Source organism: Kitasatospora sp. NPDC059146 (genome assembly GCF_042786665.1).
In the GTDB taxonomy this organism is placed as follows: domain Bacteria; phylum Actinomycetota; class Actinomycetes; order Streptomycetales; family Streptomycetaceae; genus Kitasatospora.
Genome location: NZ_JBHZCY010000141.1, coordinates 1 through 19,645, shown reverse-complemented (window position 1 = coordinate 19,645; position 19,645 = coordinate 1). Strand labels below are relative to the sequence as shown.

The window sequence follows — 19,645 nt, the reverse complement described above, 5'->3', positions numbered from 1 at the left end:
CTGTCACCTGCGGGGGGTGCGTCGGCTGTGGCTCCTGCGACCGGGCACCGGTGCGCAGGAGCCACAGCCGTCTGTGCGGTGGGGACGTGCGACGCCGACATGGCGGACAGTCAGTCAAGTGCCGTGGATGTCCGGCTTTGGGCTGGTAAGAGGGCCACTCTTCCAGCTGGCCTCCTGGCGTCCCCCGATCGGGCGTACGGGCCTCGAATGCCTGGGATGACCTGCAGCGCAGCGCCTGCCGGGCCTGATCGGGCGACCGGGCGGCGCGTTACCGGGGGCTGCCCGTCAGGAGCGCATAAGGCTGGAGTAGGGTTTGGCCCGCATAAGCATTCAAACCGTGCCCGTGGACGGGTCGCCGGAGGGGCTCACACTCCCCTCCCGGTGCGACGCGAAGGCGGGCGAGACTTCGGGAAGGCGCTACGTGAGTCCCAACGGCTCCGACCGCTCGCCGCGGCGCACGATGCGGCGGAAGCTGCCTCAGGCGCTGGCACTGGGCCTCGTCATCGCGACCGCCACCGGCTGCTCGGCCAACGACCTCCCCAGGCTTGGCCTCCCGAGTCCGGTCACGAAGGAAGGACCCATGGTCCTCCAGATGTGGCAGGGCTCCTGGATCGCGGCGCTGGTGGTCGGCGTACTGATGTGGGGTCTGATCATCTGGAGCGTGATCTTCCACCGGCGCAAGCGCACCGGCGTGGAGATCCCCCCGCAGACCCGGTACAACGTGCCCATCGAGGCGCTCTACACCGCGGTCCCCATCATCATCGTCTCGGTCCTCTTCTACTTCGTCGCCCGCGACGAGTCGAAGCTGACGCATGTCTCCGCGAAGCCGCAGCACTACGTCAACGTGGTCGGTTTCCAGTGGAGCTGGGCGTTCAACTACGAGAACACCGAGACCCCCGACCCGGCCAACAAGGACGCCGCGTACGAAGTCGGTACGCCCAAGGTGGTCCCGACGCTCTGGCTGCCGGTCAACGAGACGGTGCAGTTCCGGCTCACCTCTCGGGACGTCATCCACGACTTCTGGCCCGTCAACTTCATGATGAAGATGGACGTCGTACCGGGCGTGGTGAACAAGTTCGAGGTCACCCCGACCGTCAAGGGTGACTACATGGGCAAGTGCGCCGAACTCTGTGGTTACGACCACTCGCGCATGCTGTTCAACGTCAAGGTCGTCGACCGTGCCGACTACGACAAGCACCTGGCTGAGCTCCGCGCCAAGGGCCAGAACGGTGCGGTGCCTTCCGGCCTCATCAGCATGGGAAGTGAAGAGAAGTGACCATCCTCAACGAGCCCGCCGCGGCCGGCGGGGGCGCCGAGGCCGTCACGGTCGGGGCGCAGCGGACCCGCAAGCCGGGTTCGACCATCATCAAGTGGTTGACCACCACTGACCACAAGACGATCGGCACCCTGTACCTGGGCACGTCGTTCGCCTTCTTCCTGATCGGTGGCATCCTCGCCCTGGTCATGCGCGCCGAGCTGGCTCGTCCCGGGACCCAGATCCTGTCGAACGAGCAGTTCAACCAGGCGTTCACGATGCACGGCACGATCATGCTGCTGATGTTCGCGACGCCGCTGTTCGCGGGCTTCTCGAACTGGATCATGCCGCTCCAGATCGGCGCCCCGGACGTGGCGTTCCCGCGTCTGAACATGTTCGCGTACTGGCTGTACCTCTTCGGTTCGACCATCGCGGTGGCGGGCTTCGTGACCCCGAACGGCGCCGCCGACTTCGGCTGGTTCGCCTACTCCCCGCTGTCGGACGCGGTGCACTCGCCCGGCGTCGGCGGCGACATGTGGATCATGGGTCTGGCCTTCTCCGGCTTCGGCACGATCCTCGGTGCGGTCAACTTCATCACCACGATCATCTGCATGCGCGCTCCGGGCATGACGATGTTCCGGATGTCGATCTTCGTCTGGAACGTCCTGCTGACCTCGGTGCTGGTCCTGCTGGCCTTCCCGGTGCTGGCCGCCGCGCTGTTCGCCCTGGAGGCGGACCGCAAGTTCGGGGCCCACGTCTTCGATCCCGCCAACGGCGGGGCGATGCTGTGGCAGCACCTGTTCTGGTTCTTCGGCCACCCCGAGGTGTACATCATCGCGCTGCCGTTCTTCGGCATCGTGTCGGAGATCATCCCGGTCTTCAGCCGCAAGCCGATGTTCGGCTACTCCGGCCTGATCGCGGCCACCATCGCGATCGCCGGTCTGTCCGTGACGGTGTGGGCGCACCACATGTACGTCACCGGGCAGGTGCTGCTGCCGTTCTTCTCCTTCATGACCTTCCTGATCGCGGTCCCGACCGGTGTGAAGTTCTTCAACTGGGTCGGCACCATGTGGAAGGGCTCGCTGAGCTTCGAGACGCCGATGCTCTGGACGGTCGGCTTCCTGGTCACCTTCCTGTTCGGCGGGCTGACGGGCGTGCTGCTCGCCGCCCCGCCGATCGACTTCCACGTCTCCGACTCGTACTTCGTCGTCGCCCACTTCCACTACACGCTGTTCGGCACGGTGGTGTACGCGATGTTCGCCGGCTTCCACTTCTGGTGGCCCAAGATGACGGGCAAGAAGCTCGACGAGCGGCTCGGCCGGATCACCTTCTGGACGCTCACCGTCGGCTTCCACGCGACCTTCCTGGTGCAGCACTGGCTCGGCGCCGAGGGCATGCCGCGCCGCTACGCCGACTACCTGGCCTCGGACGGGTTCACCACCCTGAACACCGTCTCGACCATCGGGTCGTTCCTGCTCGGCCTGTCGATCCTGCCGTTCCTCTACAACGTCTGGAAGACCGCCAAGTACGGCGAGAAGGTCACCTCGGACGACCCGTGGGGCTGGGGCCGCTCGCTGGAGTGGGCCACCTCCTGCCCGCCGCCCCGGCACAACTTCGTCAAGCTGCCCCGGATCCGCTCCGAATCCCCCGCCTTCGACCTCCACCACCCGGACATCGCGGCCCGGGACGTCCTGGTGCACAGCGGGAAGCCGGCGACGCACCTGGGCGACGTGGAGCCGGTGAAGTACGACCGGCCGCTGAGCCGGGCGGAACGGGCCCGGGCCTCGTCCCTCGACGGCTGAGGCCCGGTCCACAGGGCACTCCCAGCTCCCCCGAACGCCGTCCCCGCCCGCGTCGCTACCCCCGGGCGGGCGGGGACGGCTCCTCCTCCCACCCTCCGTCACTCCCCTTGCGACACCGGAAGGCCGGCCATGACCCACACCGTCCTCGCCATCGGCACCGCCGCGCTCACCGCGAGCGGCTGCGTCTGGTACCTGCCCGCCATCGCCGACCTCCAGGCCGGCGCCGACCGGCCCCGCTCCACCCGCACCGCGGCGGCCGCCTGCGTGCTCTGGTGGGCCGCGCTCGCGCTGGCCGGCGGACTGCTGCTCGCCTGGCCCGACTGGCGCCCCGCCGCCCAGGTCGCCCTCGCCGGGCTGGTCGGCGGCACGGTCCTACGGGTGCGGGCGCTGCGGGACCGGCGCGGGGAGCGGCGGGAGACCGCGGCCCACTGGGCGGCGCTCGACGCCGGGCCGGTGCCGCGGGGCGGCCGCCCGTCGGCCGTCGCCCTGGCGGGCTGGCTGCTGGTGGGCACCGCCGTGGCCGTGCCGGCCGCGGTGTCGATCCTGCTCACCGACGGCGGCGGGTCGGCCGCGAAGGCGGCCCTCGCGGCGGTCGGCGGGGCGGGCGTGGCGCTGGCCTTCCTGCTGGTGGGCCTGGGGAACGCCCGGCGGCAGGGCCGCTGAGCGGTCGTCCGCCGGGAGCGCTGAGCGGTCGTCGGGACCGCGCTGCCGACGACGGCGTCCGGCCCGTGCCGGAAGGGGGCGGCACGGGCCGGACGGGTCCGGTGGGATCAGTACATGGTCGGGATGTACTTGTAGCAGGGCTGGGTGTTGCTGTAGATCATGATGTCGCCGGTGATCCTGCCCACGATGCCGTCCGGGACGACGCTCGGGTTGCTGTGGCTCTGGACCGTCTGGTAGCGGACCACCAGGGCCTTGGTCTTCGGGCCCCAGATGCCGTCCTCCTGCACCCGGGCGCCCGAGTCGCCCACGACGTTGGCGACCCAGTCGTTGAGGATCGTCTGCACGCAGTGGACGGAGTTGTAGCCGTTCGGGTAGCCGTCGCCGATGTAGGAGGCGCCGGTCGAGGCCTGGGCCGGGGCGGCCAGGGCGAGGGTCACGGCCGCGGTGGCGAGGGCCAGGGTGGTCCTGAGGGCGAGCTTCGTCCGCATCACGGGGTTCCTTCTCCGATCGGCCCGGTACGGAGTCCGGGCGGGCGGTCATCAGCCAAACAGCGGGCCGGACGTCCCACCAGCGCGGGACGTCCCGGGACGGCGGAGGGACGGGGGACGGAGCCGAGGACGGTGACGGTGACGGGCGAATGGGGCCGTTGGGCCCTGGGCCGCCGCGGGGCGGCGGGGGATGATGCGGTGGGCCCCGCCGGGAGTGTGCGGGGGTGACGAAGGTGGAAACCGCGTGATGGCGACCGAGGTGGAGGGCGTCGGGGCTTCGGCGCCGGTCCGGGTGTTCCTGCTGGACGACCACGAGGTGGTGCGCCGCGGGGTGCACGACCTGCTGGACGGCGAGCCGGACCTGGAGGTCGTCGGGGAGGCCGCGACGGCCGAGCAGGCCCTCGTCCGGGTGCCCGCGCTGCGGCCCGACGTGGCGGTGCTGGACGTCCGGCTCGGGGACGGCGACGGGGTCTCCGTCTGCCGTGAACTGCGGTCGCGGATGCCCGACCTGGCCTGTCTGATGCTGACCTCCTTCGACGACGAGGAGGCGCTGCTGGACGCCGTGATGGCGGGCGCCGCCGGGTACGTGTTGAAGCAGATCAGCGGCACCGACCTGGTCGCCGCCGTCCGTACCGTGGCCTCCGGCCGGTCGATGCTCGACCCCGGCGCGGCGACCCGGCTGCTGAACCGGCTGCGCAGCGACGCCGAGCCCGCCCGGCCGGTGACCGCCGGACCGGCGCTGACGGCGCGCGAGCAGGAGGTGCTGGCGCTGATCGGGGAGGGCCTGACCAACCGGCAGATCGGTGAGCGGCTCTACCTCGCGGAGAAGACGGTGAAGAACCACGTGTCCCGGCTGCTGGCCAAGCTCGGGGTGGAGCGGCGGGTGCAGGCGGCGTTGATCGCCACCGAGCTGCGGCAGTCGGCCGCCGCGCCGTCCTCGCCGCTGCGCTACGGCCGGGGTTGACGACCCGCCCCGGGGCTGACGACCCGCCCGGGCGGGCCCCTCGGCGGGACCATCGGCCCTCGTGACCGGGCCCGGCCCCGGGTGAGCATCGCTCGCATGAACCGCGATCACGTCCCGTCCCCCCGGCCCGCGCCGTCCGACCCCGTCCACCGCTCGAACCCGTCCGGCCCCCGCGAGCTCGACCGGAGGCGGGCGCTGCAGCTGCTGGGCCGGGCCCCCGTCGGGCGGGTCGTCTACACCGTCGACGCCCTCCCGGCCGTCCTGCCGGTGACCTTCCGGTTGGCGCCCGGCGGCGTGCTGGTCTCCGCGCCCGCCGACTCCGAGCTGGCCCGGGCGGTGGACGGCGCGGTGATCGCCTTCGAGGCCGACGAGGTGGACGGCCGGGACGGCTCCGGCTGGTTCGTCACCGTCCTCGGCCGTGCCCAGGTCCGCCCGGGGACGGCGACCGCCCCGGACGTGGTCCGGATCCGGATCCGGCCGGAACTGGTGATCGGCCGCTGTTTGCTCTAGCCGTCCTGGTACCGGGAGTTCAGGCGTAGTCGGGCAGGTCGAAGGCGGTGGCGGCCCGGAAGGCCGCCTCCAGTTCCATGCCGGGCCGGTCGAAGCCGGGGGCGCCGTCGGCGTCCGGGCCGCCGAGCAGCGAGGCGTCGGCCCCGTAGCGGTCGCGGGTCAGGTCGAGGATGGCCTGGTTGGCCGCGACGTGGTCGCGCAACCGCCGCTCGTAGGCGGGGAAGGCGGTGCGATGGTCGCCGCCGGCCGCGTGGAGTTCCCCGGCCAGGACGTAGGCGGCGGTCAGCGCCACGCTGGTGCCCTGGCCGGTGAACGGGGAGCAGCAGTACCCGGCGTCGCCGAGCAGGGCGACCCGGTCGTGGGACCAGCGGTCCATCCGGATCTGGGCCACGACGTCGTAGTGGAAGGCCTCGGTCTCCCACATCCCGGCCAGGAAGCGCGGCACCTCCCAGCGCAGTCGGGCGGCGCGCCCGGCGACCAGCTCGCGCTGCTCGGCGCGGTCCCGGGGCAGCATCCGGTCGAGCGGTTCGTCGGTGGAGAAGGTGACGAAGACCCGCAGTTCGGTGTTGTCGCGGACGGTCATCACCAGGCAGCCGTGGCCGTCCGCGCCCTCGTGGGCGATCTCCCAGCGGTCGAGGCCGAGGTGGTTGGGGACGGTCCAGCCGGCGACGTAGCCGCCGACGGGGTGCAGGTAGTCGTCCTCGGGGCCGAAGACCAGGCGGCGGGTCCGGGAGTGCAGGCCGTCGGCGCCGACGACCAGGTCGAAGGAGCGCTCCTCGCCGCTGCGGAAGCGGACCTGGACGCCGTCGCCGTGCTGGACGAGGGTGTCGATGCTGTCGTCGAAGCGGTACTCGATGCCCGGCCCGGCGGCTCCGGCGATCAGTTCGGCCAGTTCGTCGCGCAGGATCTCCACGTCGGGGCCGCCGACCGGGCCGCCGCTGGCCGTCCACTCGGTGGTGCGGTGCAGCTCGCGGCCGTCCCCGTCGACCAGGGACATGCCGCGCAGGCCGGTCCGGCGGGACCGGACCTCCGCGAGCAGGCCCATCCGGTCGACGACCTCCAGGGCGTTGCCGCGGATGTCCACGGGCTGACCGCCGCCGCGCAGTCCGGGGGCGCGCTCCACGACGGTGACGCGGAAGCCGTAGCGCTGGAGCCAGTAGGCGAGTGCGGTGCCGGCGATGCCGGCGCCGGAGACCAGGACCGAGGCCCGGGGTCCGGTGGCGCCGGGGTGCGCCGGGGAGTCGAGCGGAAGGGGGGTGGTCGTCACGGTGGTGGTCACGGTGGTGCCTCCGGTGGGTTCGGCGCTGCTGTCGTGGACCAGACTGGGCAGCGCCACCCACAGGACGCGGACAGACCGCTGACAGCACCGGCGGGCCACCGGCAGGGTGCTGACAGTGCGTCATCATCCACCCCCCGTTCCCTACTCCCGGGGCCGCTCGTCCAGGACCTGCTGGAGCTTGCCGGTCCGCGGGTTGGTGACCAGCTCCGAGCGCGGCACCCACTCCACCGTGAGGGGGTGGATGCTGCCGAGGGCGGCCTCGGACGGGTAGAGCGGCAGGGCCCGGTGGACGGCGTCGACCAGCCGGTCGGACAGGTCGGCGAGGTCGGCGGGCGGCGGCTGGCCGATGTGGCCGAGCCGCAGGATGACCCCGTCGCGGCCGTCCCAACGCCGCTGCACCAGCTGCATCCCGGCGATGTGCCGGTCCGGGTCGGCGGCGACCAGCACGCTGCGGATCTCCTCGGTGGGCAGGGTGACGGTGCCGACCCGGGCGCCCTCGCTGGTGCGGCCGAGCAGGCGGAAGCGTCGGCACTCGCCGTCGACCCAGGCGGCGCGGTCGCCGGTGGGGTAGCGCAGGATCGGCATCAGGGTCCGGAACAGGTTGGTGACCACGACGCGGCCGGGCGTGCCGGGGGTGGTGACGGGCTCGCCGGTGACCTCGTCGAGCAGCTCGACCACGGTGCGGTCGGCGAAGGCCTCGTGCACCCGGACGTCGTCGCCGGGGACGGGCGCGCCGACCAGGCCGGCGTCGTTGGAGGCGTAGCCGACCGAGGCGACGGCCGCGCGGGGGAAGGCCCGGGCGAGCAGCGGGCGCAGGTCGGCGAAGAGCAGGTCGCCGCCGAACAGCAGCAGTTCGACGCCGTCGGCGCGTTCGCCGCGAGCGACCAGGCACTCGGCCACGGCGCTGAGTTTCATCGGCTCGCCGGCCAGGACGTGCACGCCGAAGCCGGTGATCAGGTCGGCGATGTAGCTGTCCGGGGCGGCGCCGCCGACGCCGAGGCGCACGTTGTCGACCGGTGCGTGGTGCAGGGCGTTCTCGATGTAGAGGAAGCCGCCGTAGAGCTCGCCGGCGACGAACAGGTTGGCCACCCGGTGGCCGGGCCGCAGGCCGGCCCGGACCAGGCCGGCGCCGAAGGCCGTGACCGAGTCGGCGTGTTCGGCGCGGGTCCAGGGGGAGAACTTGGGGACGCCGGTGGTGCCGCCGGTCTTGTAGACGCCGGCGTCGGTGAGCGGGCCGGTCAGCACGCGGTTGTCGGGCCAGGTGTTGGCGGCCCAGAAGGCGGTCTGGTCGATCACCGGGAGCTGGTCGAGCCGGTCGGCGCCCTCGGGCAGCTCCCGGTAGAGCTCGGCGTAGAAGGGTGAGTGGGCGCGGGCGAAGCGGATCAGCTCGGCCAGGGGCTTGGCGGGCATGGGCGGGACTCCGTGGGTCGGGAGGAGGGTCGGGACGCCGGTCGGGCGGCGGGCAGCGGGCGGACGGGGCTCAGTCGGTGGTGGCCGCGGGCCGTCCGAGCCAGCCGCGGGCGAGGGTCTGGACGGCGGAGCCGTCGGGGTCGGCGAGCTTGGCCGCCAGGTAGTCGGCGGCCCAGGCGTTGGCGGGCACCCGGAACGGCGGCCGCGGCTCGCGCAGGGTGCGGAGCACGACCTCGGCGACCTCCCGGGCGGGTTGGCCGGCCGACTCCCAGCCCGGGCCGCCGACCCAGTCGAGGTAGTCGGCGAAGGTGTCCGCGTACGGGCCGGAGGCGGCGTGCAGGGTGGCCCGGTTGACGTCGGGGAAGACGCCGAACCCGGTGTCCGGGACGAAGCCCGGCACCACCACCGAGACCCGGACCCCGTGCGCCGCCGCGACCGGGGCGAGCGCCTCCAGGAAGCCCTCGACGGCGAACTTCGCCGCGCAGTACGCCTCGTTGAAGGGCTGGCCGACCACGCCGTGCACGCTGCCGACGGTGACCAGGCGGCCGCCGGCGGCGCGCAGCAGCGGCAGCGCGGCCCGGCTGACGGTGGCGACGCCGAAGAAGTTGACGTCCAGGTTGGCGCGCAGCGCCGCGTCGGTGGACATCTCCAGGGTGGGGTCGGAGTTGGAGACGCCCGCGTTGTTGACGACGGCGTCCAGCCGCCCGTACCGCCGGTGCACGGCGGCCAGGCAGTCGGTGACCGAGCCGGGGTCGGTGACGTCCAGCCGGTGGACGTCCAGGGTGACCCCGGCGGCCTCGGCGGCGGCCCGCAGCGGCCCGGCGCGCTCGGGTGCGCGCAGGGTCGCGACGGTGGTGTAGCCGGCCCGGGCGGCGGCGAGGGCGGTGGCCAGGCCGATGCCGGAGGAGGTGCCGGTGATCAGCAGGACCCGGCCGGTGGGGTCGACGGGTTCGGTGTCGTTCACGTCGGCTCCTCCGCCGGGACCGCCTCCGCCGGGACCGCGGCCGTGCCCTTCGTGCGCTCGGCGGTGTCCAGCAGCGGCTGGAGGCCGAGCGCGGGGACGAAGGAGCAGGCGGCCAGCAGGGTGCCGGCGGCCATGGTGAGGCGGGCGGCGTCCAGGACGCCGAGCGGTCCGGTGAGCAGCGAGACGGCGAGTCCGCCGACCAGCGCGGCGAGCGGGATCACACCCCAGGTGACGGTCCGGAAGGCGGCGTGCATCACGCCCTGGTTGCGCGCGGACATCCGGGACTGCCGGACGGGGGCGCTGCACACGTTGATGCAGGACATGAAGAAGCCGTAGCAGCCCATGGTCACGGCGATCACCGGGCCGGGCGGCAGTGCGGGCGCGGCGAGCACGCCGAGGCCGACCAGGCAGTGCAGCAGCAGCGACCAGGCCATCGTCCGGCCGAGGCCGAACCGGCGGGAGAGCCGGGGGGCGACCACGGCCCCGAGCAGGGCGCCGAGCGCGGCGACCGACATGGCCGCGCCGAACACGCCGACCTGCACGCCCAGGCCGCGGTAGGCGAGGACGGGCAGCACGGTGACGTACACCGGCCCGCCGCAGTTGAGGACCACGGCCGCCAGCACCACCCGGCGCAGCACCGGGTCGGCCCAGTTGAGCCGGAAGCCGCGGGTCAGCCGCTCCCGGATCGAGCCCTCCTCGACGGTCCGCTCGCCCCAGGGGCGCATGCGGCGGAAGCAGGCCGCCGAGACCAGGTAGCTGGCCGCGTCGACCAGCAGGGCGGCCACGCCGAGCGCGCTGTAGAGGGCCGCGGCGACGGACGGCCCGGCGACCTCGGCGACCGAACCGCTGCCCTCCAGCCGGGAGTAGGCGCGGACCATGCCGTCCTCGGGGACGACGGCGGGGACGGCGACGAGGTAGCCGACGTTGAAGAAGATGGTCGCGCCGCTGATGACGGCCACGCAGCCGAACAGCAGCGGGGTGGAGAGCGCGCCCAGGGCGTGGGCGAGCGGGATCGCGGCGACGGCGGCCAGCCGGACCAGGTCGCAGACGAGCATGGTGCGGCGCTTGTCCCAGCGGTCGACCAGCACCCCGGCGACCGGCCCGAGCAGCGGGATGCCGAGGTACTGGGCCATCGCGACCACGCCGACCTGGAGGGCGGAGGCGTGCAGCACGAAGATCATCAGGGTCGGGACGACGAAGACGGTGACCTTGTCGCCGACCAGGCTGACGGTCTGTCCGGCCCAGAACAGCGAGAAGCTCCGCCCGAGCGGCGCCGGGGCGCGCTTCGCCGGGGTGGTGTCGGCCGTCACGACTCCTCCCGGACGACCAGGGCGGCGGTCTTGCCGGTGCGGCCGTTGCTGACCAGCTCGTCCACCGGGCGCACCCGGAAGGCCCACGGGTCGTGCTGGAAGGCGGTGCCGAGGGTGCAGGTCGCGGTGAACAGCTCGGTGCGCAGCCGCTCGACGTCCGGTACCGCCGCGGCGCCGGCGGTCACCACCAGCAGGTCCACGCCGCTCGCCCGGCCGTCCCGCTCGGTGAGCACCACCTGGGCCCGGGCCACGCCCGGGGCGCGCTCGGCCCGTTCGATCAGCTCGTCCACGTCCAGGCCGAGGCCGCGCACCTGGACGACGCTGTCGCGCCGGCCCAGCACCCGCATGGCCGGCCCGGGGCGCCCGCACGGGCAGTCGGTCAACTCGCCCGCGTCGCCGGTGCGGTAGCGCAGCACCGGGTTGAGCATCTCCGGGTCGAGGGCGGTGAAGTCCAGCAGTCCGCCGGGGTCGGCGTGCACCAGCTGGTGGGGCAGCGGGTGGAAGACCTCGGCCGGGCAGTCCGGGGTGTTGGTGCCCACCACCCAGGTCTCGGTGCTGCCGAACATGCCCCAGCGCCGCGCCTCGGGGGCCACCTCGGCGAGGTCGGCGTCCAGTTGGGGCTGCCAGGCCTCGCCGAGCCAGAGCACCTTGCGCAGCGCGGGCAGCCGGATGCCGGCGGACCTGGCGTGCGCGAACCAGAGCCGCAGCACGCTGGGGGTGCCGCCGATGGCGGTCACCCGCCGCGCGGCCAGCAGCTCCAGCCAGGCGCCGTACTCGTCCTTGGCGACCGAGCCGAGGGCGATGATCCGGCAGCCGGAGAGGTCGGCGAGGGCGGCGGCGAGGAAGTGGGCGCCCCACATCCGTCCGGCGCCCCAGGCGTTGACGAAGAGGTCGGTGCGGTCGAGCGGCTGCCAGTGGGCGTGCACCCCGGCCATGTAGAAGCCGGTGGGGGCGTAGCCGACCTTGGGGGCGCCGGTGCTGCCGCCGCTCTGGAACAGCCAGGTCGCGGACTGCTCGGCGGTCGGCTCCAGGTGGGCGAGGGCGGTGTTGAGGTCGACCTTCGCCAGCGGGGGGAGCTGGGCGAGCGCGTCGAGGGAGTCGGCGTCGAGGTGCGCGGGGTAGTGCGGGGCCAGCGCGGGCACGCTGCGCAGCCGGTCCAGGGTGCGACGGGCCACGTGCAGCCGGGGCGCGGCGGCCTCGGGGGACAGCGAGAAGGCGGTCATCGGGGGTCCGTCCGGAAGGCGGGGGCAGGGGCGGGGACGAGAACGGGGGCGAGGACGGGGCCGGTGCGGGGCGCGGTGTCGAGGGTGAGCGGGCGGGCGCCGTCGGCGAGCCACCTGGCGTGGCCGTCCCGGTAGGCGGCGAACCGGGCGCGGGTGACGTCCCGTTGCAGGCTGCGGTGCGGGTCGGTGCGGTCCGGGGCGATCACGCCGTCCGGTTCCAGCTCGGAGAACCAGTACTGCTCGCCGTCGTACAGGAAGTCGACGCAGAAGAACGGGATCGGCAGCCGTTCGGCGAACCAGGCGGTGGCGGCGGCGAGTTCGGGCGGCACCGGGGGGAACTCCATGCCCCCGCCGCGGCTGGCGTTGGCGACCGGGGAGCCGGGTTCGGGGGTGCGCTTCATCACCGCGTACGGCCGGCCGTCGACCACGTACACCCGGTAGTCGATGGTGCCGTCGCCCAGGTAGGGCTGGATCACCAGGGTGGTGTCGCCGCCCTGGGCCAGGCTGGCCAGGCCGCGCACCTCCTCGGGGTTGCGGGCCAGGTTGATCCCGCCGCCGCCGCACCAGCCGGCCGGTTTGACGATGGCCGGGTAGGTCATCCGCCCGAGCGCGACCTCGTAGCCGTACTTGGCGGTGTCCCGCCCGGTGCCGATCCGCACGGTCGGGATGGTCGGCACCGGGGAGTCGGCCAGGAACAGCAGGGTGGCCAGCTTGTCGTTGCCGATCAGCGACACCTGCGGGGGGAACGGCAGGTAGAAGCCGGCCTGTTCGAGCACCGCGTAGAGGGCGTACTGGTTGAAGACGTCCATCGACTGGTACGGCAGCGAGTAGAGCGCCGTGATGAAGAGGGTGTCCTCGGGGGTCACCACCTCGTCGTCGACGTACACCCGGGGGCGGCCGGGGCCGGTGGCGTCCACGCTGACGGCGTCCGGGGCGTGCCTGGTCCAGCGCAGGCCGAGGTCGGCGGCGCTCTCGGCATAGAGGTCCCAGAAGAAGCCGTGCCACATCTCGGCCATCCGGGAGGACTCCCGGTCGGGGAAGATCCAGCACAGCCGGCGCAGCGGGCCGGGCGGGGCGGGGGCGGTCATCGGGCTCCTCGGGGTGCGGCGGGGGTGATGGCGGTCTCCGGGCGTGGGGTGCCGGGCGCGCGGCCTCTCGGGCGGGCGCCTGGGTGTGGTGAGGGGTGTGGTGCGGAGCGGGGGCGGTGGGGGCTCGGCCGGGGGAACGGTTGGGGCTCAGCCGCAGGGCGGACCTCGGCCTCGGCCCGCTCCGGGGTCAGGCGTGGTGAGGGTGGCTCCGAGGCCCGATCAGCCTGTCGGGGCGTGGAGTTCGAGGTGGCCCTCGCTCCTGCGGTGGCCGCGATGCGTCGGCCCGGGCCGGCCGGGGTGGGGGTTTCGACGGCGGTTCGGACGGCCTGATGGGAAGTCAGGACGGGTTTCGGCTGCCCGGTCGAACCCGTCGTGAAGCGTGGAGGGAATGCGGGCCGGTTGTTCCGGCGCCACTGTGGACGGGAGCGCCGGGGGGTCCCCGGGGTTTTTCGAAGGCTCTGCGGTCGGCTCCGGTGACTCCACTAATCGGATTGCGAGTTGAAGGCTTTCTCCGGTGCTTGCGGAGACCGTCGTACGGCACTGCGCGGCCGCCGCCACGGTCTGTCGGCGGGCCGGTGGGAATACCGGGTCGACGGGGCGGCAGTGGCCCCCGGCGGTCGGCATGCCGAGGAGTGCGACCACCGTTTCCGGTGCGTGGACGGCCCGTACGGCGACCGTGCCGGGGTTCGATCCCGGGCCTGTGGCCAGGGAGTTCGCCGATTCCAGGAGTCGGCCGTGGGTCGGGGCGGGTCCGCGGTGGACGATCGCCGGACGGCGGGGATTTCGACGTGCGATATCTCTGAGGACGTCAAGTAGGTCGGGGGCGACCCGGGGGAAACCGTGAATATTTGACATGCCCGCCCCAAATGCGCTGAGAACTGCTCATCCGTGCTCGGCGAACGGCGACTCTACCTTCGAACATGCGTGGCGACAATGGATGTTGAGGGTGTTCTTCCAAGGCTCCGTGGTGGAACTGTGAACCGCCCCCGACCGGGGAAATCGTTCGGGTGAGGACGGTGCGCCCGGGCGCCCCGAGGAGTTCACCGCCCACCCGCTGGGCTCCTCCGTCCGCCGCCCGCACGGCAGTTCGCCCCACTCAGTGCGGGTCGCCGGCGATCCGCCCGGCCAGTGCCCTTACGGTGGGCGGTAGTTCGCGCACCCGCAGGGCGAGCAACGGCAGGGCCAGGCCCAGGTACACCCAGCTGAGCACCAGCCGGGAGGACTCGCCGGGCAGGGCGAACTGGACGCCGAACAGCACCAGCAGCAGGGCGGCCTTCCAGGGCAGGAACCGCAGGTCGAGGAGGAGGACGACGGCCAGCACGGTCTGAGCGGCAGTCAGCAGCACCTCGTCCACCTGGCGTTCGACCAGGGGGAGCGAGGCCGGGCCGCCGCCCAGCAGGTGGGCCAGCGGCAGGCAGCCGATCAGCAGCGTCCACTGGTTGACCTTGCTGGAGAGCAGCGCGCCCAGCCCGTCGTCGCCGCGCAGCCGCCAGGCGAACACCACGGCGACGATCAGCTCCGGGGCCTCGGAGGCCAGCGGGGCGAGCCACTGCACCAACAGGAAGCGGTCGATGCCGAGCGAGGAGCCGGCGTCCACCAGCGAGGTGGCGAAGGGCTCGGCGCAGGCGAAGACGACGGCCGCGGCCGCGAGGAACACCAGGACGGTGACGGGCCGTCGGCGGGCCGTCGGCAGCAGGGCCAGCCGGGCCGGGACACCGACGAGCTCCTCCTCGTCGGTCTCGCTGCACCGGCTGATCCGGAACAGGTAGTAGGCGTACCAGGCGATCAGCACCACCGCGAGCACCCAGGAGATCCGCCGCATCGCCGGCATCACGAAGGCCACCAGCCCGGCGGCCCCCAGGAACGCGGTGTCGATCCGGCGGTGCTCGCGCAGCAGGATCCCGGGGGCGACGCCGCGGCGCCGGGCGGCCAGGTACGCGGCCAGCGCGACCAGCGGCCAGCCGACGCCGACCAGCAGCCGGTTGGCGCCGGTCATGTTGGCGGCCGCGTAGGCGGCGTACTCGGGGCGGGTGCCGGCCGTGTAGGCGAACCAGAGGTCGACGGCGTACTCGGGCAGCACCGCGATGAAGGCCAGCAGGGCGAGCGCCAGCGGCCCGGAGATGTCCGCCCGGGCGGTCTCCGCCGCCCACATCAGCAGCAGCGCCGCCGACAGCACCCCGAGACCGAACAGCAGCATGGCCGGCACCGGCGAGGGGTGGATCCCGGCCAGCCGCAGCACCACCGCGGGCAGCGCGCCGGCGGCGGCCGCCGCGAGCCGCAGCGCCGTCACCGACCCGCTGGGCGGCGGCGCGGACGGCACCTCGGCGGTGCCCGGGGGCGGGGTGGCGGTCGCGGGTGACTCGTGGGCCATCGGCCGTCCTCGTGCTCGACGCTCGGCGGGGCGCACGGCGGGGGCTCGGCGCAACGCTCGGGGGACGCGAAGCAGGCTAGGGGCGCCCCGGGGCGGCGGCGCCGCTACGGGGCGGGGCCGCGGCGGAGTTCCCCCGTACGGCGGCGGGCGCGGCGGGGTGCGGCGCCGGTCGCGCCGGGGACGGGGTCGCCGGTCAGGGCCCGGGCGGCGACGCTCAGGACCCGAGCGGGGCCTCCCACACCAGCCGGGTGCCGCCGCCCGCGTCGTCCGCCGGGCCGTGGGTGAAGGCCCCGCCGACCCGTGCGGCGCGTTCGGCGAGGTTGCGCAGCCCGCTGCGCCGCCCGCCCTCGGGGATGCCCGTGCCGTCGTCCGTGACGGTGAGCACCACCCGCCCGGCCAGCGCCCGCAGGTTGACCTCGACCCGGCCGGCCCCGGCGTGCCGGGCGGCGTTGCTGAGCGCCTCCGCCAGCACGGCGACCACGTGTTCGGCCAGCTCCTGCGGGACGTCGGTGTCCAGCAGCCCCTCCAGGCTGAGCCGGGGCGCGAAGCCGAGCGGCCCCTGGGCCTCGGTGACCACCCGGGTGGCGCGGGCGCGCAGGCCGCGGTCCGGTTCGCTGTGGGCGCGCAGGCCGAAGATGGTCGAACGGATGATCTTGATGGTCTCGTCCAGGTCCGCCACCGCCCGGGCGACCCGGTCGGCGGCGGCCGGACTCTCGATCAGCCGGCCCGCGCTCTGCAGCGTCATCCCGGTGGCGAAGAGCCGCTGGATCGCCAGGTCGTGCAGGTCCCGGGCGATCCGGTCGCGGTCCTCCAGCAGGTTCAACTGCTCGGCGTCGCGCCGCCGTTCGGCCAGCTCCAGGGCGAGCGCCGCCTGGTCGGCGAAGCCCAGCAGCGGGCCGGTCTCCTCCGGCCCGAAGGCGGGCTGCCCCTGCGCCCGGGCCAGCAGCAGCACACCCCGCCCGTACCCGGGGCCGGTGCCCAGCGGCACCGCCACGGCCGGGCCCAGCCCGTCGAAGCGGCCCGCCGGACCGGCCGGGAAGCGGGCGTCGGCGGCCAGGTCGTCACTGGTGGCCGGGGAGCCGGAGGCGTACGCGGCGCCGGAGAGCGTGCCGTCCACCGGCACCGTCACCCCCAGCCGGGCGGCGGGCTCGGCGCCGAGCGCGACCTCCACCGCCAGCTCCTCCGCCCGCTCCTCCGGCCCGGCCAGCGCCACCGAGACGTCCGCCAGCTCGGCCCCGGCGATCTCCCGGGCCCGGCGGGCGATCAGCTCGACCACCTCCAGGCGCGGCGCGCCCGACAGCAGGCTGCGGGTGATCTCGGTGCTCGCCCGCAGCCAGCGCTGGCGCAGCTGGGCCTCCTCGTACAGCCGGGCGTTGTCGATCGCGACCCCGGCAGCGACCGCGAGGGTGGAGATCACCGCCTCGTCGTCCTCGTCGAAGTCCAGCCCGCCGCGCTTGTCGGTCAGGTAGAGGTTGCCGAACACCTCCCCGTGGATCCGCACCGGCACCCCCAGGAAGGTGTGCATCGGCGGGTGGCCGACCGGGAAGCCGATCGAGGCCGGGTGCTCGGACAGCACCGGGCAGCGCAGCGGCTGCGGGTGGCGGATCAGCTCACCGAGGATGCCCCGGCCGGAGGGCGGCGGGCCGATCTCCTCGATCTCCGCCTCGGACAGACCGACCGTCAGGAACTGCGACAGGGTGTGCCCGTCCGGCCCGATCACGCCCAGCGCGCCGTAGCGGGCGTCCACCAGGTCGACGGCGGCCTCCACGATCCGGTGCAGCGCCTGGGCGAGGTCCAGCTCCCGGCCGACCGCCAGCACCGCCTCCAGCAGGCTGTGCACCCGGTTCTGGGTGCCGCGCGCCGCGTCGATCCGCCACTGGAGCTCCTCCAGCAGCTCGTCCAGGCGCAGCCGGGGCATCCGCGCGCCGCCGCCCGCCGCGCTGCCGTCCGCTCCGCCCACCGCTGTCCTCCTCGTTCGCACCGCGACCCGTCGGCCCGCGCCGCCCGGTCCGATCAGGGACCGTCCGACCAGCGGGTATTCCGTGTCCACACCGTAGTGCCCGGGTGTCGACGGGGTGGCGGCCGGGGTCGCCCGTACTGTTCGGCGGGGGTCTTTCGTCCTGTGGGCGGGGGCCTTGCGGCCTCTGGCGGCGCGCCGTCGGCGGGCGACAGGGTGGGAGCAGAGCGGACGGGGCGTCAGTCACGCACCGTCCCCGGTGCCGAGACAGTGGAGGAACCGTCATGACGTCAACCGTGGTGGCCGGGGTCGACGGCTCGCCGGCGAGCACCGCCGCCGCCCAGTGGGCGGCCGAGGAGGCGCGGCGGCGCGGGGCGGCGCTGCGGCTGGTGCACGCCTGGCCGTGGCTGACCGACGGGGTGTCCTCCTACGCCGAGCCCGACGACCTCCCGGCAGCCGCCGAGCGCACCCTGGCCGAAGCCGCGGACGCGGTCCGCCGGCACCACCCGGAGCTCGCCGTGCAGACCGACACGGTGCTGGACGCCCCGGTGGACGGGCTGGTGGCGGCCGCCGCCGACGCCGAGCTGCTGGTGCTCGGCTCGCGCGGACGCGGCGGCTTCACCGGGCTGCTGCTCGGCTCGGTCAGCATGGCGGTGGCCGGGCGCAGCGGCACGCCGGTGGTCGTGGTGCGGGAGGTCGGCGGCGAGGGGGCCGGGGAGGGAGCCGGCGAGGTGGTGGTCGGCGTGGACGCCCACGCGCCCGAGGAGGAGGTGCTCGCCTTCGCCTTCCAGGAGGCCGCCCTGCGCGGCGCCCGGGTGCGGGCGGTGCACGGCTGGGACCTGCCGCCGCTGTTCGGCTACGCGGGCGGGGCCGTGCCGGCGGGGGAGGTCGCCCAACTGGAGGCGCTGGAGGCGAAGCTGCTGTCGCTCGCCCTGGCCGGGCCGCGCGAGCGGCACCCGGCGGTCGAGGTGGTCGAGGACGTCCGGCTGGGCGCCGCGCGCGGCCTGGTGGAGGCCTCCGCCGGGGCCGGGCTGGTGGTCGTGGGCCGGCGCCGCCGCCCGATCGAGCTCGGCCCCCGGCTCGGCCGGATCGCCCACGCGGCACTGCACCACGCCGAGGCCCCGGTGGCGGTCGTCCCGCACGGGTGACCGACGCCCCGGCGGCGGAAGGGCTTTCGGCCCTGGCCCGCGCGGCGGCCCGGCGCGCAGGCTCGGAGGCAGCGAGGACTCCGCGGTCGAGTCGTCGACCGCTGGACGGTCGTGAGGAGTTGATCGCCATGATGCGCACCCCGGTTCCGACCCCGGTTCCGACCCCGGCGCTCACCCCGGCGGGGCTGCGCCTGCTCGCCGCGGCGGGCGGCGCGGCGCCGTCGCTGCACAACAGCCAGCCCTGGCACTTCGTGCCCACCCCGGACGGCCACGGGCTCGCCGTCCACGCCGACCCCTCCCGCGGGCTGCCGCTGGCCGACCCGGTCGGGGCGGCGCTGCACATCGCGGTCGGCGCCGCCGTGTTCAACCTGCGGGTGGCCGCCGGACACCTCGGCCGCACGGCGGCGGTCCGGCTGCTCCCGGAGCCCGCTGAGCCCGGCCTGCTGGCCCTGCTCGACCTCTCCGCCCCGGCCCGCGTACGCCTGCCCTTCGGCCGCGACCTCCGCCCGGCCGTCGCCGCCCGCCGCTCCAGCCGCGAGCCCTTCGCCCAGCGGGACGTGCCCGAGGCGGTGCTCGGCGAACTGCTCACCGCCGCCGCCGAGGAGGGCGTCGTGGTGGCCGCGCTGGAGGAAGCCGGTGTCCGGCGGGTGCTGGCGCTGACCGTCGAGGCGGAGCGCCGTTGCGAGGACGACCCGGCCCGGGTGGCGGAGAGCCGGGCCTGGCTGCGCCCGCCGGGGGAGTGCACCGACGGCATCCCGTACGAGGCGCTCGGCTCCCTGGACCGCGACGCGAGGGTCCCGATGCGCCGGTACGCCGGCCGCCCGCCGTACGGCCCGGGCTCCGCCACGGCCCCCGGCGGGCCGCCCGCCCCGCCGGTCGGGCCGGAGCGGCGCTTCGAGGCGCTGCCGCAGCTGTGCACCCTGACCACCCCCGGGGACGGCCCGCTGGACTGGCTGCGCGCCGGGCAGGCGCTGGAGAGGGTCTGGCTGCTGGCCACCGTGCACGGGGTCCGGCTGACGGTCTGGCACCAGGCGCTCGAGTGGCCGGACCTCCGCTGGGCGCTGCGCGACCCGGCCGACGGCCCGGCGCACGTCCAGCTGGTGCTGCGGATCGGGTACGGCCCGCCCGGTGCGGCGACGCCCCGGCGGCCGGTCGAGGAGACGCTCGGCTGAACGGCCCGGCCCGGTGCCGGGGAGCCCGCGCTCCCCGGCAC

17 protein-coding genes are annotated in these 19,645 nt (G+C 74.5%); 7 read left to right on the top strand and 10 right to left on the bottom strand.

Annotated elements, in window-relative coordinates; genetic code table 11:
• Positions 1-421: 421 nt before the first annotated feature.
• From coxB to ACFXPX_RS37300, 3 genes are all read left to right on the top strand, one after another.
• The gene (coxB, locus tag ACFXPX_RS37310) at positions 422-1,276 is read left to right on the top strand and encodes a cytochrome c oxidase subunit II (protein WP_375893319.1); all 855 of its coding nucleotides are present in this window, start codon (positions 422-424) and stop codon (positions 1,274-1,276) included.
• Positions 1,273-3,057, top strand: coding sequence for a cytochrome c oxidase subunit I (gene ctaD, locus ACFXPX_RS37305; RefSeq protein WP_380644634.1), 1,785 nt, complete (start codon positions 1,273-1,275; stop codon positions 3,055-3,057). Before coxB ends, ctaD begins: the two co-directional genes overlap by 4 nt.
• A gap of 129 nt (positions 3,058-3,186) precedes the next feature.
• On the top strand, positions 3,187-3,720 hold the full coding sequence (locus tag ACFXPX_RS37300; RefSeq protein ID WP_380524381.1) for a hypothetical protein: 534 nt from the start codon (positions 3,187-3,189) through the stop codon (positions 3,718-3,720).
• A gap of 107 nt (positions 3,721-3,827) precedes the next feature.
• On the opposite strand, the gene ACFXPX_RS37295 is transcribed toward ACFXPX_RS37300, so the two are convergent.
• Positions 3,828-4,208: a peptidoglycan-binding protein gene (locus ACFXPX_RS37295; protein WP_375886585.1), complete on the bottom strand. Its 381-nt coding sequence runs from the start codon at positions 4,206-4,208 to the stop codon at positions 3,828-3,830.
• A 247-nt stretch (positions 4,209-4,455) separates the two neighbouring features.
• On the opposite strand from ACFXPX_RS37295, the gene ACFXPX_RS37290 reads away from it, so the two are divergent.
• Positions 4,456-5,172, top strand: a complete 717-nt coding sequence (locus ACFXPX_RS37290; RefSeq protein WP_375886588.1) for a response regulator — start codon at positions 4,456-4,458, stop codon at positions 5,170-5,172.
• Between the two features lie 96 nt (positions 5,173-5,268).
• Positions 5,269-5,682, top strand: coding sequence for a pyridoxamine 5'-phosphate oxidase family protein (locus ACFXPX_RS37285; RefSeq protein ID WP_380594501.1), 414 nt, complete (start codon positions 5,269-5,271; stop codon positions 5,680-5,682).
• Between the two features lie 19 nt (positions 5,683-5,701).
• On the opposite strand, the gene ACFXPX_RS37280 is transcribed toward ACFXPX_RS37285, so the two are convergent.
• The 9 genes from ACFXPX_RS37280 to ACFXPX_RS37240 form a co-directional block, all read right to left on the bottom strand.
• A complete protein-coding gene (locus tag ACFXPX_RS37280) occupies positions 5,702-7,018 on the bottom strand; it encodes an FAD-dependent monooxygenase (protein ID WP_380644633.1) in 1,317 nt (438 codons plus the stop codon).
• Positions 7,019-7,102: 84 nt separating this feature from the next.
• Positions 7,103-8,371 (bottom strand): phenylacetate--CoA ligase family protein, encoded by a 1,269-nt coding sequence (locus ACFXPX_RS37275; protein ID WP_380529054.1) that lies wholly within the window; start codon positions 8,369-8,371, stop codon positions 7,103-7,105.
• Positions 8,372-8,441: 70 nt separating this feature from the next.
• Positions 8,442-9,335 (bottom strand): SDR family NAD(P)-dependent oxidoreductase, encoded by an 894-nt coding sequence (locus ACFXPX_RS37270; RefSeq protein WP_380644632.1) that lies wholly within the window; start codon positions 9,333-9,335, stop codon positions 8,442-8,444.
• Positions 9,332-10,645 carry an MFS transporter gene (locus tag ACFXPX_RS37265; RefSeq protein WP_380529058.1) on the bottom strand — a complete coding sequence of 438 codons (1,314 nt, stop codon included), beginning with the start codon at positions 10,643-10,645 and terminating at the stop codon, positions 9,332-9,334. Before ACFXPX_RS37265 ends, ACFXPX_RS37270 begins: the two co-directional genes overlap by 4 nt.
• Positions 10,642-11,868 carry an AMP-binding protein gene (locus ACFXPX_RS37260; RefSeq protein WP_380529060.1) on the bottom strand — a complete coding sequence of 409 codons (1,227 nt, stop codon included), beginning with the start codon at positions 11,866-11,868 and terminating at the stop codon, positions 10,642-10,644. The genes ACFXPX_RS37265 and ACFXPX_RS37260 overlap by 4 nt, the downstream gene beginning before the upstream one ends.
• Positions 11,865-12,956 (bottom strand): RimK family alpha-L-glutamate ligase, encoded by a 1,092-nt coding sequence (locus ACFXPX_RS37255; RefSeq protein WP_380529062.1) that lies wholly within the window; start codon positions 12,954-12,956, stop codon positions 11,865-11,867. The genes ACFXPX_RS37260 and ACFXPX_RS37255 overlap by 4 nt, the downstream gene beginning before the upstream one ends.
• Positions 12,957-13,175: 219 nt before the next feature.
• Complete coding sequence (locus ACFXPX_RS37250) at positions 13,176-13,811, bottom strand: AMP-binding protein (protein ID WP_380644631.1); 636 nt, start codon at positions 13,809-13,811, stop codon at positions 13,176-13,178.
• A 241-nt stretch (positions 13,812-14,052) separates the two neighbouring features.
• Positions 14,053-15,327, bottom strand: a complete 1,275-nt coding sequence (locus ACFXPX_RS37245; RefSeq protein ID WP_380644630.1) for a hypothetical protein — start codon at positions 15,325-15,327, stop codon at positions 14,053-14,055.
• A gap of 214 nt (positions 15,328-15,541) precedes the next feature.
• The gene (locus ACFXPX_RS37240; protein WP_375886643.1) at positions 15,542-17,245 is read right to left on the bottom strand and encodes a GAF domain-containing protein; all 1,704 of its coding nucleotides are present in this window, start codon (positions 17,243-17,245) and stop codon (positions 15,542-15,544) included.
• A 323-nt stretch (positions 17,246-17,568) separates the two neighbouring features.
• On the opposite strand from ACFXPX_RS37240, the gene ACFXPX_RS37235 reads away from it, so the two are divergent.
• Together ACFXPX_RS37235 and ACFXPX_RS37230 are read left to right on the top strand one after the other, a co-directional pair.
• Positions 17,569-18,432 (top strand): universal stress protein, encoded by an 864-nt coding sequence (locus ACFXPX_RS37235; protein WP_380644629.1) that lies wholly within the window; start codon positions 17,569-17,571, stop codon positions 18,430-18,432.
• 128 nt (positions 18,433-18,560) lie between these two features.
• Positions 18,561-19,604: an Acg family FMN-binding oxidoreductase gene (locus ACFXPX_RS37230; RefSeq protein WP_380644628.1), complete on the top strand. Its 1,044-nt coding sequence runs from the start codon at positions 18,561-18,563 to the stop codon at positions 19,602-19,604.
• Positions 19,605-19,645 lie beyond the last annotated feature (41 nt).